The 14,022-nt window shown below is 70.6% G+C and carries 12 protein-coding genes and 1 tRNA gene; 6 read left to right on the top strand and 7 right to left on the bottom strand.

Features of this window, described 5'->3' with window-relative positions:
• The 4 genes from ABTW64_RS11140 to ABTW64_RS11125 all read right to left on the bottom strand — a co-directional run bounded on the left by ABTW64_RS11140 (window position 1) and on the right by ABTW64_RS11125 (window position 3,493).
• On the bottom strand, window positions 1-426 hold the full coding sequence (locus tag ABTW64_RS11140) for a hypothetical protein (protein ID WP_350622345.1): 426 nt from the start codon (window positions 424-426) through the stop codon (window positions 1-3).
• Window positions 427-503: 77 nt separating this feature from the next.
• The gene (locus ABTW64_RS11135; protein ID WP_350622343.1) at window positions 504-941 is read right to left on the bottom strand and encodes a type IV pilin protein; all 438 of its coding nucleotides are present in this window, start codon (window positions 939-941) and stop codon (window positions 504-506) included.
• A gap of 147 nt (window positions 942-1,088) precedes the next feature.
• Window positions 1,089-2,318, bottom strand: coding sequence for a type II secretion system F family protein (locus tag ABTW64_RS11130; RefSeq protein WP_350622341.1), 1,230 nt, complete (start codon window positions 2,316-2,318; stop codon window positions 1,089-1,091).
• A complete protein-coding gene (locus ABTW64_RS11125) occupies window positions 2,315-3,493 on the bottom strand; it encodes a type IV pilus twitching motility protein PilT (protein ID WP_350622520.1) in 1,179 nt (392 codons plus the stop codon). Before ABTW64_RS11125 ends, ABTW64_RS11130 begins: the two co-directional genes overlap by 4 nt.
• A gap of 209 nt (window positions 3,494-3,702) precedes the next feature.
• On the opposite strand from ABTW64_RS11125, the gene ABTW64_RS11120 reads away from it, so the two are divergent.
• A complete protein-coding gene (locus ABTW64_RS11120) occupies window positions 3,703-4,998 on the top strand; it encodes an HNH endonuclease signature motif containing protein (RefSeq protein ID WP_350622339.1) in 1,296 nt (431 codons plus the stop codon).
• An 11-nt stretch (window positions 4,999-5,009) separates the two neighbouring features.
• Here the strand turns inward: ABTW64_RS11120 and ABTW64_RS11115 are convergent, their stop codons facing one another.
• A complete protein-coding gene (locus ABTW64_RS11115) occupies window positions 5,010-6,686 on the bottom strand; it encodes a GspE/PulE family protein (protein ID WP_502892327.1) in 1,677 nt (558 codons plus the stop codon).
• Between the two features lie 230 nt (window positions 6,687-6,916).
• On the opposite strand from ABTW64_RS11115, the gene ABTW64_RS11110 reads away from it, so the two are divergent.
• The 3 genes from ABTW64_RS11110 (at window position 6,917) to ABTW64_RS11100 (ending at window position 10,267) form a co-directional block, all read left to right on the top strand.
• Window positions 6,917-6,992: transfer RNA gene (locus ABTW64_RS11110), tRNA-Lys, on the top strand.
• A gap of 171 nt (window positions 6,993-7,163) precedes the next feature.
• A complete protein-coding gene (locus ABTW64_RS11105; protein WP_350622337.1) occupies window positions 7,164-8,729 on the top strand; it encodes a LuxR C-terminal-related transcriptional regulator in 1,566 nt (521 codons plus the stop codon).
• Entirely contained in the window at window positions 8,726-10,267 is a 1,542-nt protein-coding gene (locus tag ABTW64_RS11100) for a LuxR C-terminal-related transcriptional regulator (protein WP_350622335.1), read from the top strand. Before ABTW64_RS11105 ends, ABTW64_RS11100 begins: the two co-directional genes overlap by 4 nt.
• A 26-nt stretch (window positions 10,268-10,293) precedes the next feature.
• Here ABTW64_RS11100 and ABTW64_RS11095 read toward each other — a convergent pair whose 3' ends face one another.
• The gene (locus ABTW64_RS11095) at window positions 10,294-10,923 is read right to left on the bottom strand and encodes a GntR family transcriptional regulator (RefSeq protein WP_350622333.1); all 630 of its coding nucleotides are present in this window, start codon (window positions 10,921-10,923) and stop codon (window positions 10,294-10,296) included.
• A 331-nt stretch (window positions 10,924-11,254) separates the two neighbouring features.
• A complete protein-coding gene (locus tag ABTW64_RS11090; RefSeq protein ID WP_350622331.1) occupies window positions 11,255-11,539 on the bottom strand; it encodes a hypothetical protein in 285 nt (94 codons plus the stop codon).
• A 169-nt stretch (window positions 11,540-11,708) separates the two neighbouring features.
• Between ABTW64_RS11090 and ABTW64_RS11085 the strand changes: the two genes are divergently transcribed.
• Together ABTW64_RS11085 and otsB are read left to right on the top strand one after the other, a co-directional pair.
• A complete protein-coding gene (locus ABTW64_RS11085) occupies window positions 11,709-13,139 on the top strand; it encodes an alpha,alpha-trehalose-phosphate synthase (UDP-forming) (RefSeq protein WP_350622329.1) in 1,431 nt (476 codons plus the stop codon).
• 37 nt (window positions 13,140-13,176) lie between these two features.
• Complete coding sequence (otsB, locus tag ABTW64_RS11080) at window positions 13,177-13,980, top strand: trehalose-phosphatase (protein ID WP_350622327.1); 804 nt, start codon at window positions 13,177-13,179, stop codon at window positions 13,978-13,980.
• The last annotated feature ends 42 nt before the right edge of the window (window positions 13,981-14,022 follow it).

Here is a 14,022-nt window from a genome sequence, read left to right as displayed (position 1 = left end):
TCATGGTCCTTTGACGCGGACAATGGTGCTGGCAGATGTCAGAACTGTGGTCTCGGGGCTTCCCAGGACCGGGGTATCAGTTGCTGACACCGTGAGTGTGACCGTTCCGCCTGTTGAGCAAGTCGGCCATCCTGCCCCTGCCGTACGGTGCAGATAAGTCTTCACTCCACGGGGATCGCTGTGCGTGATCGTGCCTGCTGTCAACCAGTGCGATATCTCACTGCAGAGAAACTCCCGCGTAGAGATCGTCGACAGCTGCTCGTTCACCGCTTGAGTGGCGGTCGTCACAGTGGTGTTGACGGTAGCGGCTTTCAGGCTCGTCGCGAGCAATGGAAGGAAAGCGGCGGCGATGACCGCAAGCAGGAGCATAGAAACAAGGGCTTCGGCCATTCCGAAACCCTTGTCGTCGTCGCGGCGCAAGCGCATCGTGCTTCTCGGACCGTCAGGCGCGACTAGTTGCTGTGCTGGCGCGGCAAGCACAGCGCCAGCACAGCAGCCAATAATCAGTCGACCGCAGTGGGCTCGCCGCCGGTACCCGTGTTGTACGTCCAGCCGTTGCCCGTGGCAACGAACTCAACGGTCTCCGGGTCAGTGTCGGCAGTGACCTCTGCAGGGTCGGTCGTGATCGTAATTCCGTCGCCGGCTGCCTTCGTGATGGCGGTTCCTGCGGCGGTCTGCGGGGCGTTCGGGCTCGCAAAGAGCTCAGAGACGAAGATTGACTTCGCTTGCGTCGCTGATGCCTTGACGGCCGACTTCTCGGCGTTGTCAACCGAGCTCAGGTACACCGGAATGGCGATCGCGGCGAGGACGCCGATGATGAGGACGACGACGAGCAGCTCGATGAGCGAGAAGCCCTTTTCGTCGTTGTTCTTGAGTTCGGTGCGGCGGCGAACCAGTGCGTCGATGACGCGGTTCGTCGTCCGGGGGGCGGCAGCGAACATGTGGGGGCGCTCCTGTTCAGGAAATATGACTGTGTTGAGACACCTGCCGGCGTCGAAGAAAGTCTGGCAGAAACAGCAATGACACGCCCAGCGGTGGCGAAGAATTCGGGGGGAGGATCTCTGCGCCCTGAAACCGGTGGGTGGGTGTCAACCCGTCTGCTGGATCTGGTCGAAAACTCCGAAGATCGGCAGGTAGAGGGAAAGTATCATGCCGCCGACGATGATTCCAACGATGACGACCATGACCGGTTCGATCATCGCAGTAAGTCGCTGCGCTGTCTGCTTGACCTCCCGATCAGTGAAATCGGCCACGCGTTTCAGCATGGCGTCGAGTGCGCCGGTGTCCTCTCCCACCGCGACCATCTGGCTCACGAGCGGCGGGAAGATCGGCTCGGCGACCACGAGCGCGGCGAGCGATCGGCCGCGGCGCACGCCCTCGGCGATGCGCCCGACCGCGTCTTCGACCGACGCGCTGCCCGCCGTCTGCTTCACGATCGCGAGGGCCTGCAGGATGGGCACGCCGGCGCTGAGGGTCGTCGACAGTGTGCGGGTGAAGCGCGCGATCGCGGCCTTGCGGAAGAAGGGGCCGAGCACAGGGATCTTGCTGCGCGCGGTGTCGATCGCCTGCCGCACGGCGTCGGTGTGCCCGTAGCGGCGGAACCAGAACGTCCCTCCGACCGCAAGCACGACGAGCAGCGGCCCGAGCCACACCATGTTCTGCGACAGCACGACGAGGATCTGCGTCGGCAGGGGCAGCTCGCCACCGAGGTCGTCGAACATCTTCTGGAACACCGGCACGATGAAGATGAGCATGGCGATCACGGCGAGCACCGCGACGCACAGCACGATCACGGGATAGGTCAGTGCGGCCTTGACCGTGTCGCGGATCTCGAGATCCGAGTCGAACGCGTCGGCCGCCGAGTTCAGCGACTCCGCCAGGAATCCGCCGGCCTCACCGGCGCGCACCAGGTGTACGAGAAGCGGGGGGAAGACATCCGGTCGCTTCGCGAAGGCGTCCGAGAGGGGGCTGCCGCGCTCGATGTCGCGCAGCACCGTGGTGAACACGTCGCGCAGCCGCGCGTTCTCGAGCTGGCCGACGATGATCGACAGACCCCGCACCAGGGTGAGGCCCGCGTCGATCATGGTCGAGAGCTGCCGGATGGCCAGCGACACCTCGCGCAGGCCGATCTTCTTCTGCAGGAACGAGAACTCGAGCTCCCGCGTCAGGATGCTCGACTCGCTGACCTTCTCGGGCGTGATGCCCATCTCACGCACGCGCACCATCGCGGCGGCCTTGCTCGGGGCGTCGACCGTGCCCCGGCGGCGCTTGCCGGTGGTGTCGCGCCCGACGTAGTCGAACGCCTGCGCGTTGCTCATTGCCTGCGGCTGCGACGCGAGTACAGGTCGCCGTAGTCGGGCTCGGCGGCGCCGCCCGAGGTCGAGCGGCGGGCCAGCTGGCGGAAGCCGTCCTTGTCCTGCGCGCGCTCCTGGGCCGCCTCGTACGTGATGCGTCCGGCGTCGACCAGCTCGGCCAGGTTCTGGTCGAGCGTGTGCATGCCGTGGATCGACCCGGCCTGCAGCACGCCGGGGATCTGGTGCATCTGCTCCTCGCGGATGAGGTTCGCCACGGCCGGCGTCATCACCAGCACCTCGGTGGCGGCCACGCGGCCGGTGCCGCTCGCATCCGGCACCAGCGTCTGACAGACCACGCCGCGCAGCGTCGCCGCGAGCTGGGTGCGCACCTGCTGCTGCTGGTGCGGCGGGAACACGTCGATGATGCGGTCGATCGTCTGCGGCGCGCTCTGCGTGTGCAGCGTGCCGAACACGAGGTGACCGGTCTCGGCGGCGGTGAGGGCGACCGAGATCGTCTCGAGGTCGCGCATCTCGCCGATCAGGATGACATCCGGGTCCTGTCGCAGCACCTGGCGCAGCGCCACCTGGAACGACGCCGTGTCGTGACCCACCTCGCGCTGGTTCACGATCGAACGCTGGTGCGGGTGCAGGAACTCGATCGGATCCTCGATCGTCATGATGTGGTCGGCGCGGGTCTTGTTGATCTGGTCGATCAGCGCCGCGAGCGTCGTGGACTTGCCCGATCCGGTGGGGCCCGTGACCAGCACCAGGCCGCGGGGCATCTCGGCGAAGCGCTGGATGGCGCGCGGCATGCCGAGTTCGGCGAGCGACTTGATCTTGGTCGGGATGAATCGGAACACGGCGCCGGCCGTGCCGCGCTGCTGGTAGATGTTCGCGCGGAAGCGCGCGCCCGGCGACAGCGGGTACGCGAAGTCGAGCTCGTGCGTCGACTCGAACTGCTCGCGCTGCGCGGGCGTCAGCAGCGTGCGGATTTCGCGCAGCACGTCGTCGGATGTCCACACCGGCGCGTCGTCGATCGGCCGCAGCGACCCGTGCAGGCGCATCATGGGCGGCACGCCCGCCGTGATGTGCAGATCGGAGCCGCCGTCGGCGACCACCCGGTGCAGGGCGTCGACGACGGTGAACGACGGGGCGTAGGGGCGTCCGAACGAGGGCTCGGACGCGGCGGGGGAGACCATGTCCACGGGCTCACTGTATCGGGGCATCCGTGCCGTCCGCGGACGCTGCCGCGCTGACCGGGACGGGGCGCCGGCACGCGGGCGCCTGCGGGTCGTGTGTCTCGTCCACAGGCGGTGCCGGATGGGCGTTGTCCACAGGTGCGGATTGGGTGCGGGGTCGGCGGTTTCGTGGCGTCGGGAATGTCGGTGGTGGCTGGGACGATGGGGGTATGACGACGCAGGCGACCGCTCCGGGTTCGTGGGTTCCCACGCCCGGTGAGCGCGCGCGGGCCGGGGCGTTGCTGGATGAGTTCGTGGATGTGCAGCAGCAGATCTCGCGACTCCAGGCCCGGGCTGCGGCCGTGCTGGCGGGGTTGGCGGAGGTCGCGGCGGTGCAGGCCCGGCGGAGCGGGTCGGAGTCGGAGTACGAGTTCGCGTCGCGGTCGATGGCCGCCGAGGTGGGCGCCGCAGTGCGGGTGCCGGATGGGACGATCCGGGCGCGAATGGCCGAGGCGGTGACCCTGGTGACCCGGTTCCCGGCGACGTTCGCCGCGCTCGAGGAGGGGCGGATCGGCCAGGAGCATGCCCGGGTGGTCGTGGCGGCGGGTGAGCGGATCGAGGACGACGATTCCCGCGCCGAGTACGAGACGGTCGTGCTCACGCGGGCGGAGAGGATGACGGCGGGCCGGTTGCGCTCGCTCGCGAAGACCGTCGCGGACAAGATCGAACCCCTGCCTCTGGTCGAGCGTCACGCCGAGGCGATGACCCAGCGGGGCGTGTGGGTGACCCCGTTGGAGGAGGGGATGGGTGAGTTGCGGGTGGTCCTGCCCGCCGTGCTCGCGTTCGGGGTGCATGACCGGCTCACCCAGATGGCCCGCACCCTCAAACGCACCGCCGACGATGGTGACGACCGGACGGTCGATCACCTCCGCGCCGATCTCCTCGCCGACCTGCTGCTCACCGGCACCGCCACTGCGGGTGAGGGGCTGGATGCGATCAGGGCCACCGTGCAGGTGACCATCCCCGTCGACACGGTCACCGGCCTCGGCGACGAGTCGGCGTTCCTCGCCGGGTACGGCCCGGTCGACCCCGACACGGCTCGCCGTCTCGCCGGCAACACCGCCACCTGGGTGCGGTTGTTCACCGACCGCGACACGGGATGCCTCCGCACCGCCGACACGTACACGCCGACGGCGGCGCAGCGCCGGTTCCTCGCAGCGCGCGACGAGCACTGCCGGTTCCCTGGATGCCGTCAGCCCGCCACCCGGTGCGACATCGACCACACCATCCCGCATGCCGAACACGGGCCCACGGATGTCGGCAACCTCGCCCACCTGTGCGAATCGCACCACCGGCTGAAACACCACACGCCCTGGCAGATGAGTCAGGGCCCCGGCGGGGTCATCCACTGGACGAGCCCGCTCGGCCGCAGATACGCCCACCAGCCCACGCCGGCCGTCCGGTTCCAGGCACTCGACGACATCCCCATGCCCGACCTCGCGATCGGCGAGCCCGCGCCGTTCTGAGAGAGCGGCCGCTACGCCACGACGCGCAGGATCTCCTCGATCGAGGTGATGCCGTCGAGGGCCTTGAGCCAGCCGTCCTCGCGCAGCGTGTGCATGCCCTGGCTGCGCGCGGTGTGCGCGATCTCGGTGCTCGACGCCCGGGCGACCGCCAGCCGCTCGATCTCCTCGGTCACGGCCATCACCTCGTGGATCGCCGTGCGCCCGCGGTATCCGGTCTCGGCGCAGTGCTGGCATCCCACCGGGCGGTACACGGGGCGGCCGTCGCCCTCGGGTCGCTGGAACCCGTTGACGGCCAGCTCGTCGTCGGTCACGGCATCCGGCTGCTTGCACCGGTCGCACAAGCGCCGGATCAGTCGCTGCGCGACCACCACATCCAGCGCCGAACCCACCAGGAACGGCTCGACGCCCATTTCGATCAGACGGGTCACGGCGCTGGGCGCGTCGTTGGTGTGCAGGGTCGACAGCACGAGGTGGCCGGTCAGGGCTGACTCGATCGCGATGTTCGCGGTCTCGGCGTCACGGATCTCGCCCACGAGCATCACGTCGGGGTCGGAGCGCAGGATGGCGCGCAGCGCGTTGGCGAACGTCAGGCCCGCCTGCGTGTTGATCTGCACCTGGTTCACGCCGTTCATCCGGTACTCCACCGGATCCTCGATGGTGATGACGTTCACCTCGGGCTTGGCGAGCTCGCTCACGGTCGAGTACAGGGTGGTCGACTTGCCCGAGCCGGTCGGACCGGTGACCAGGATCATCCCGTACGGCTTGGTGTACGCCGCACGGTAGGTCTCGAGGTTGCGCCGCGACAGGTTGAGACTCTCGAGCGACAGCGCCGTGCCCGACTGGTCGAGGATGCGCATGACGATCTTCTCGCCCCACACCGTGGGCAGCGTGGCGACGCGCAGGTCGACCTTGCGCCCCTCGTGCTGCACCGAGATGCGGCCGTCCTGGGGGATGCGCCGCTCGGCGATGTCGATGTCGCTCATGATCTTCAGGCGCGAGATCACGCCCGACTGGATCGACTTCGGCGCGCTGGGCATCTCGTGCAGCACGCCGTCGATGCGATACCGCACGCGCACGCGGTCGGCCGTGGGCTCGATGTGGATGTCGCTCGCGCGGTCGCGGATGCCCTGGCCCAGCACGAGGTTCACGAAGCGCACGATCGGCGCGTCGTCGTCGCCCGCGCCGCCCGAGACGACGAAGGTGCTGTCGTCGGTGGTGTCCTCGTCGCTCGTCTCGAAGCTCGTCGACAGGGCCGTGAGCTCCTCGTCGGCGCGGTGATGCCGGTCGATGTACGCGTGGATGTCGCTGGCCGTGGCCACCACGATCGTCACGGGCATGCCGTACGCCACGCGCACGTCATCGAGCGCCACGACGTTCTCGGGGTTCGCCATCGCGAGCACCAGCCGCGAGCCGTCGCGCACCGACAGCGGGGCGATCTCATTGGCGTGCGCGAACGACACCGACAGCCGCGACAGCAGCTCGGGGTCGCCGCTCTCCTCCTCGAGCTGCACGAACGGCACACCGAACTGCACCGCCCGGGCCCGCGCGAACGCCTGCTCCGACAGCTCGCCCGACTCGAGCAGCTCGCGCAGGCGCTGCAGCTCGTCCCGCTCCGAGCCGGCCAGCTGCAGCGCGCGCTCGCGCGGCAGCGCACCCTGCCTCACGAGGATGTGGATGAGAGCGGCCACGTGACTGCCTTCCGGGGGATGCCTGCGGTTGCCTTCGGGGGGAGGGGGAGGGGCGGTCGTCTGCGTCGTATGCGGGGGCGGCTATCTTATCCCCGCGCGGTGCGATCCCCACGAGGGCGAATTCTGTGTGACACGCCCGGAAGGCGCGGTTCTGGCCCCGATTCGCGCCCGAGCGCAGTGCCTGGTAACGTAGTCCCTCGGTTCGCGAGAGTGAAAAACCTCCGGATCATGCACCTCTAGCTCAATCGGCAGAGCAACTGACTCTTAATCAGTGGGTTCAGGGTTCAAGTCCCTGGGGGTGCACCACCCGAGACCCCCTCGAGATCGTCGCGATCGCGAGGGGGTCTCGCTCTGTCTGGCGGCGGCGCCCGCGACGGAGGTACCCGCCGTCGGCGCGGATGCCCTTCCCGTGCGGAACTGCGGACAGAATGGCCGTGCGGAGCGGGCGTGCGACCCTTCGCTCGGAGGACGAATCGGATGTCGACGATGGTGGGGGAGGATCCCCGTGTCAGCGCGATCTTCCGCGCGCTCGCGACCGGCGACTACGACGAGGCGATCGACCTGAGCGAGCGGCACTGGGCGTTCGTCACGAGCTTCCGCCGCGAGGTCAAGCGCGCCGTGGCCGATTCGCTGCCCGACGAGGTGCTGGCCCGCCGACCGGCGTGGGCCGTCGTGAAGCTCTCGCTGGCCCACACCTTCCTGGGCCGGCTGCGCCCCACGATGTGGGCCGCATCGCTGCCGCCGCTCGCACCCGATGCGAACCTGTTCGATCGCCTGGCGGTGCACACGGCCCATGCCTCCGCGGCCCGCTCGGCGGGACGCCTCGACGAGGCGCTGGCGTGGGTCCAGCGCGCGCGGCGTCAGCTGGCGGCCAGCACGCCCGCCGAGCGCGAGGGCGCGAGCTGCGCGCTGGCCGAGATGCACCACGAGTGGGGCCTGGTGGCCATGTTCGCGGGACGCGGCGACGAGGCCATCGGGTTGTTCGAGCAGTCGTTCGACTGGGCCGAGCAGCTCGACCATCCCCGGGCGGCGATCAACGCCGCCGCTGAGCTGGCGTGGCTCGTCACCTTCGCCGGTCATCGCGGCCAGGCGCTGGGATGGCTGCGTCTGATCGAGCAGCTGCGCGCCGCGAACCCGGCCGTGCAGCAGACGCGCCGCACCGACCGCATCGCCCGCGCCCACCTGCTGCTCAGCGAGCTCGACCTCGTCGGCGCCCGCGCCGAGCTCGAGGCCGTCGGCGACGCGCACGAGCACGAGCTGCTGCGGTGCGCCGTGCGGAGCATGATCGACGCGCACGATCCCGACCTCGACCCCGCGACGATCCTGGCGCAGCTGCAGGCCGACGTCGAGGCGTTCCATGACGGCTGGTCGTCGGCCGACCTCAACGCGAACATGATCGCCGTCGCACGCGCACGCCTGCATCTGCGGACGGGCCACGGCGAACGCGCCCTGCACGCCGTGCAGGGGGTCCAGAGCGCCAGGGCGGATGAGCGCCCGATCGAATCGGGGCGCGCCGCCGCGGTGCTCTATCAGCTCGGCGAGCACGACCGGGCATACGCCATCGCCACGAGATATGCCGCCGAGGGCACGCCCTGGCCGCGCATGCGGGTGGATGCGCTCGTCGTGCGTGCCGCCGTCCTGCTCCGGCGCGGGAAGCGTGCCGAGGCGGCCGGGACATTCGCCGACGCCCTCGACCTCGTCGCGGACAACCGCCTGCTGGTGGGCCTCGCGATCCTGCCGCCGTCCGAGCTGCGCGAGCTGGCCGACCTGCTGCCCGCGCACGATGAACGCGCGCAGCTCGCCCTCGCTGTCGCCGAGGCCCGCATCGCGTTCCCCGCCGGCGGGAAAGACGAGCGGCTGACGGCGCGCGAGCGGACGGTGCTGGGCGTGCTGGCCGAGGGAGTGACGGTGCCCGAGGCCGCGCGGCGCCTGACCGTGTCAGCGAACACCGTCAAGACGCAGCTGCGATCGCTGTACCGCAAGCTGGGCGTGCACGACCGGCAGGCGCTTCTCCTCGTCGCACGCGAGCGGGGCCTGCTGTGAGCCCCGACCCGCTCGTCGCCCAGGCCTACCTCGCGCTGGCGGACGCGCAGTGGCAGCGGGCCGTCGCGCTGGCCGAGGACAACTGGGACGCCCTGCTGGACTCGCGTGCGACGGTGCTGCGCGTGATCGCCGAGGCCGTGCCGGCCGAGCTGATCGCCGGGCGTGCGCGGTGGCAGCAGCTGCAGGCGCACACGCCGTACCGCCCGGCGCCGCCGCCGGGGCGCGCCGCCCGGCCCCCGGCCCACCCCGCGTGGCAGAGGATCGCCGATCTCACGGCCCTCAGCCGCACGGCTCGCATCTCGGGAGACATCGCCCGGGCGCTCGAGTGCGCGTTCGAGGCACGCGACATCTTCCGTCGCACGCGCACCGCCGTCGAAGCGCCTGCATCCGCCCCCCGGCTCATGTTCGAATGGGCCCTCGCGTTCGTCGTCGGAGGGCCCGTGGCGCGCGCCGGCTGGGAGACGCATCCCGAGTCTCAGCTCGAGGAGACGTTCTCGTGGGCCGTGGCCTGCGATGATCGCGAGATCGCCTCGCGCTGCGCCGCCGAGCTCGCCTGGCTGCACGCGTTCGCCGGTCGGGCCGACAGCACGGCGCAGTGGATGGAGCGCGCGTCGTTCATGAGCGCCGCGGCCGGGCAGCGGGAGACCACGACGCCCGCCCGCCTGGCGCGCTCGATGCGGCGCAGCGACGCCCTCGACTTCGAGGGCGCGCTGGAGACCGTGGCGACGCTGTCGGGCGACCACCTCTACGACCACCGCATCCTCGTCGCCGGCGCCGCCACGATGTACGCGGTGCATCTGGGCGGCACCGCCATCGCGCGCAGCCGGGAGGAGCTCGCGCGCGTGTGCGAGGCGTCGCCGGAGGGTGCGCGCAGCGCACCGCTCAACAGCGGGGCTCTGGCCTACGCCGAGTCGTACCGCCTGCTGCTCGAGCAGCGCCCCTCCCAGGCGCTGCGTCTGCTCGCTTCGGCCCCGGGCGGCCGGCTGCCGCTGTACGCCGAGGCGCGGCGCGGCACCGCCCTGCTGCAGCGCGGCGACCTGCGCGGGGCCGAGCTCGCGGCCATGGCGGCCATCGAGGAGGGCGGTGCCATGCCACGCTTCGCGGTCGAGGCCTGGGCCACGATCGCGGCCGTGCGGCTCCGGTCGGGATCGCCCGACGCGGCCGGGCAGGCGTTCGGTCGCGCCGTCGATCTGGCCGACCGCAACGGGCTGCCCGTGGCGCTGGGCCTCATCTCGACGGCCGACCACGAGGCGCTGCTCACGCTGCTCGAGGGGCGAGCGCACAGCCCGAGCCTCGCCGCGCTGCGCACGCACGCCATGCGCCGCCCCGAGCCCGTCGCCGCTCCCGCGCCGCTGACGGCGCAGGAGCTGCGTGTGGTCGAGGCCATGGGGGCGCACCGTTCGGTGCAGGATGTCGCCGTCCGGCTTGACGTCTCGGCCAACACGGTCAAGACGCAGCTGCGCTCGATCTACCGCAAGCTCGGCGTCTCGCGTCGCTCGGACATGCTGCGCGTGGCGCGCGAGCACGGTCTGCTCTGAGCGGACCGCGCGCGCTCAGGCGAGCGTCACTCGTCGCTGATGCCGTATTGCGCGCGGAGCGCCTGCTCCGCCGCGTCGGCGTCGCCGTCCCGCACCGCGTCGCGCAGCGTGCGGATGTTCTCCGCGAGCTCCTCGACGGTGTCGAGCGGCATGGTGGTGGCCGCGAGGTTGCGCTGGATCGCCATTGAGACGTCGTTCGACATCATCGACATGAAGGCGTTGCCCGCCAGAGCGACCAGCAGCGCGTGCAGGTCGCGGCGTGCCACAGCCGTGCTGCCGTCGCGCTCGAGGTGCGAGACGATCTCGTCGATCGCCCGGGCCGCGTCCGTGCGCTCGTCGGGGGTCATCCGCGCCAGGGCCATGCGCACGAGCGAGACCGAGTAGTGGCCCGAGAACTGGCGTGTGGCCTCCGCGAGGTCGGGCGTCACCTCGGTGACGCGCGTGTAGCGGCTCGCGGCCGTCTCGATCAGGCCCACGCGCTGCAGTCGCTGCAGCGCCTCGCGCACGGGCATGCGGGAGACGCCCAGCTGCTCGGCGAGGTCGTGGTCGCGCACGCGCGATCCGGCCGGGATGGTGCCGTCCATGATGGCCGACGCGATGCGCTCGGCGACCATGTCGCTGAGCCGTACGGGAGTGATCTCGAGGGTGTCGATCATCGTCTGCTCCTGAATCCTGTTGCGGGGGAGTCCGGAGACGGACGTGCGTCCTGGGTGCGGACGTGCGCGAGCCGGAAGGCGTGCGCGTCACGGTCGTCGTGCCGGTGCACGGGGCGGAGGCGAAGGTGGGACGGGGGAGGGGGGATCCGGCATCCGGCCACGTGCGGTCAGGCCACGATATGCCGGATGGTCCGGATCCCGGTCGTGGTCCGGACCATCCTCAGGTTCCCCCGGCGAAATTCACCCGCTGCATCACCTGATCGCGCGGCTGCTCGCAGCAGGGACGCCGGATCGCGAGATCCGGCGTCCGAGAGGTCTGCAGTCTGCGGCGTCAGCGGCGCGTCCGCTTCGCGACGTCCTTGTCCGCCGCCTGAGGGGAGTAGTACTTCGACTCCTTGCCCTTGATCGGCGAATCGTCCGACACAGGCCGGCCGCGGCTTGCCTTGCGGATGTCGAGGATCGTCCCGATCGTGAGCGCGAAGGTGATGCCCCAGCTCACCCACCCGAGCGCGGTGCGCCACGTGAACGTCTGTGCGTTCGCGCCCCGCAGCAGGGCGTAGCCGCTCGTGATCGTGCCGATCAGTCCCGTTCCGCTGAGGTATTTGCGCAGTGCCATAGCGTCCACGCTAGCGCTCACGCCCGCGCGGCGCAGGGGCTTGCGCGGGCACCGTCGCCCGTGGCAGCGGTCCATAACCGCCCGGGCATGCACCGTCAACCCCCGGCCCCCGGGTCGAGCCGCGAAAAGCCCGCTGATACGGTGAAACCAGCCCCCGAGGAGGAGCCCCATGTCCCGTGCAGATCTCGTCGTCGTCGCCAATCGTCTCCCCGTGGATCGGGTGATCACGCCCGACGGCGAGGAGAGCTGGCGCCGTTCGCCGGGCGGTCTCGTCACGGCCCTCGAGCCCGTCATGCGCAAGCCGGATCGCGCATGGGTGGGCTGGGGCGGCCAGCCCGACCTCGACATCGAGCCCTTCGATTTCGAGGGTGCCCGCCTCGTGCCGGTGCCGCTCAGCGCGGGCGAGATCGAGTCGTACTACGAGGGATTCGCCAACGGCACGATCTGGCCGCTGTACCACGACGTGATCGCGACGCCCGTGTACCGGCGCTCGTGGTGGGAGTCGTACGTGCGCGTCAACCGGCGTTTCGCCGAGGCCGCCGCCGAGACGGTCGAGCCGGGCGGCGTCGTGTGGGTGCAGGACTACCAGCTGCAGCTCGTGCCGAAGATGCTGCGCGAGCTGCGACCCGACGTGACCATCGGATACTTCCACCACATTCCGTTCCCCGCATACGGGCTCTACTCGCAGCTGCCGTGGCGGCGGCAGGTGTTGGAGGGGCTGCTGGGCGCCGACGTCATCGGCTTCCAGCGCCAGGCCGATGCGGGCAACTTCCAGCGCTCGGTGCGCCGCGTGTTGCACTACACGACCCGTTCGAACGAGATCGTGGTCACCTCCGCGCAGGACGGGAAGGACGAGTCGCGCGTCGCGATCGCCAAGGCGTATCCGATCTCCATCGACGCGCAGTCGTACATCGAGCTCGCCCAGGACCCCAAGGTGCAGGCGCGCGCCAAGGAGATCCGGCAGCAGCTGGGCGACCCGAAGACCATCCTGCTCGGCGTCGACAGGCTCGACTACACGAAGGGCATCCGCCACCGTCTCAAGGCGTTCGGCGAACTGCTGCAGGATGGCCGCCTCTCGGTGGGCGACGCGACGCTGGTTCAGGTCGCCAGTCCGTCGCGCCAGCGCGTCGAGGCCTACTCCGACCTGCGCGACGAGATCGAGCTGACCGTCGGGCGGATCAACGGCGACTACGACACGATGCACCACACGGCCATCCGATATCTGCACCAGGGCTTCCCGCGCGAGGAGATGGTGGCCCTCTATCTGGCCGCCGACGTGATGCTGGTCACGGCGCTGCGCGACGGCATGAACCTCGTCGCCAAGGAGTACGTCGCCTCGCGCATCGACCACAGCGGCGTGCTGCTGCTGAGCGAGTTCGCGGGCGCCGCGGACGAGCTCACGAGCGCCCTGCTGGTCAACCCGCATGACATCGACGGCATGAAGGACCTGATCATGCGGGCCGTGCAGATGTCGCCCGGAGAGCAGTCCCGCCGCATGCGCGCCCTGCGCCGACGGGTGCTCGACCATGACGTCGAGGACTGGTCGCACGACTTCCTCAGCGACATCGACAAGGTCCGGACCGCGCGCACCGGGCGCTGAGCCCACGGCGCCGAACCGCAACGGAGGGCACTCTGCCATGACACGCTCCTGGGCCGCGGAGGTGGACGAGCTGGCTCGCACCGAGAGACTTCTGGTCGCGCTCGACTTCGACGGCACGCTCGCTCCGCTCGGCGACGACCCGATGGCGGTGCGGGCGCTGCCCGAGACGGCGGCGGCCGTGCGGCGCCTGGTCGCCCTTCCCGACACGACGGTCGCGTTCGTGTCGGGGCGTCAGCTCGCCGACCTGCGGGTCATCGGCGAGCACGCGGACGACTCGCTCGTCTGGCTGGCGGGCTCGCACGGGGCGGAGCACTGGCGTCCGTCCGGTGTGGCCGTGGCGGAGTTCGAGGCCGAGGTCGAGCGCAGCACGATGGCCGACGATGCGGAGCACACGGCCGGCGCCGACGCCCTTGCGGCGGAGGCGGAGCGTGCCCTCGACGGCATCGCCGGGGCATGGATCGAGCGCAAGGCATACGGGTTCGCGCTGCATACGCGCCTGGCGGAGAGGGGCGACGCCGAGCGCGCGCAGGAGCTCGTCGACGCGCTGGTGGCCCAGAGGGCGCCCGACTGGCGCCGCCGCACGGGCAAGGACATCCTCGAATACGCCTGGCGGCATGAAGGCAAGGACGCGGCCATCGCGCGGCTGCGCGGGGAGACGGGCGCCACGGCCGTGCTGTTCGCGGGAGACGACGTGACCGACGAGGACGCCCTGCGCAGCCTCGGAGACGGAGATCTCGGGGTGCGCGTGGGCGAGGGCGAGACGGCCGCGCGCGTGCGCGTGGCCGACCCGTCCGAGCTCGGCGAGTTGCTCACCGCGCTGGCCGTCGCGCGAGCATCCTGAGCCGCTCCGGGGCGGGCCGTGGAGCGGTTTGCGCGCGCGTCG

The organism is Microbacterium sp. NPDC096154 (assembly GCF_040302945.1).
Lineage (GTDB): Bacteria > Actinomycetota > Actinomycetes > Actinomycetales > Microbacteriaceae > Microbacterium.
The sequence above is the reverse complement of the archived record's forward strand: the minus strand, read 5'-3'. Positions and strand labels throughout refer to the sequence as shown.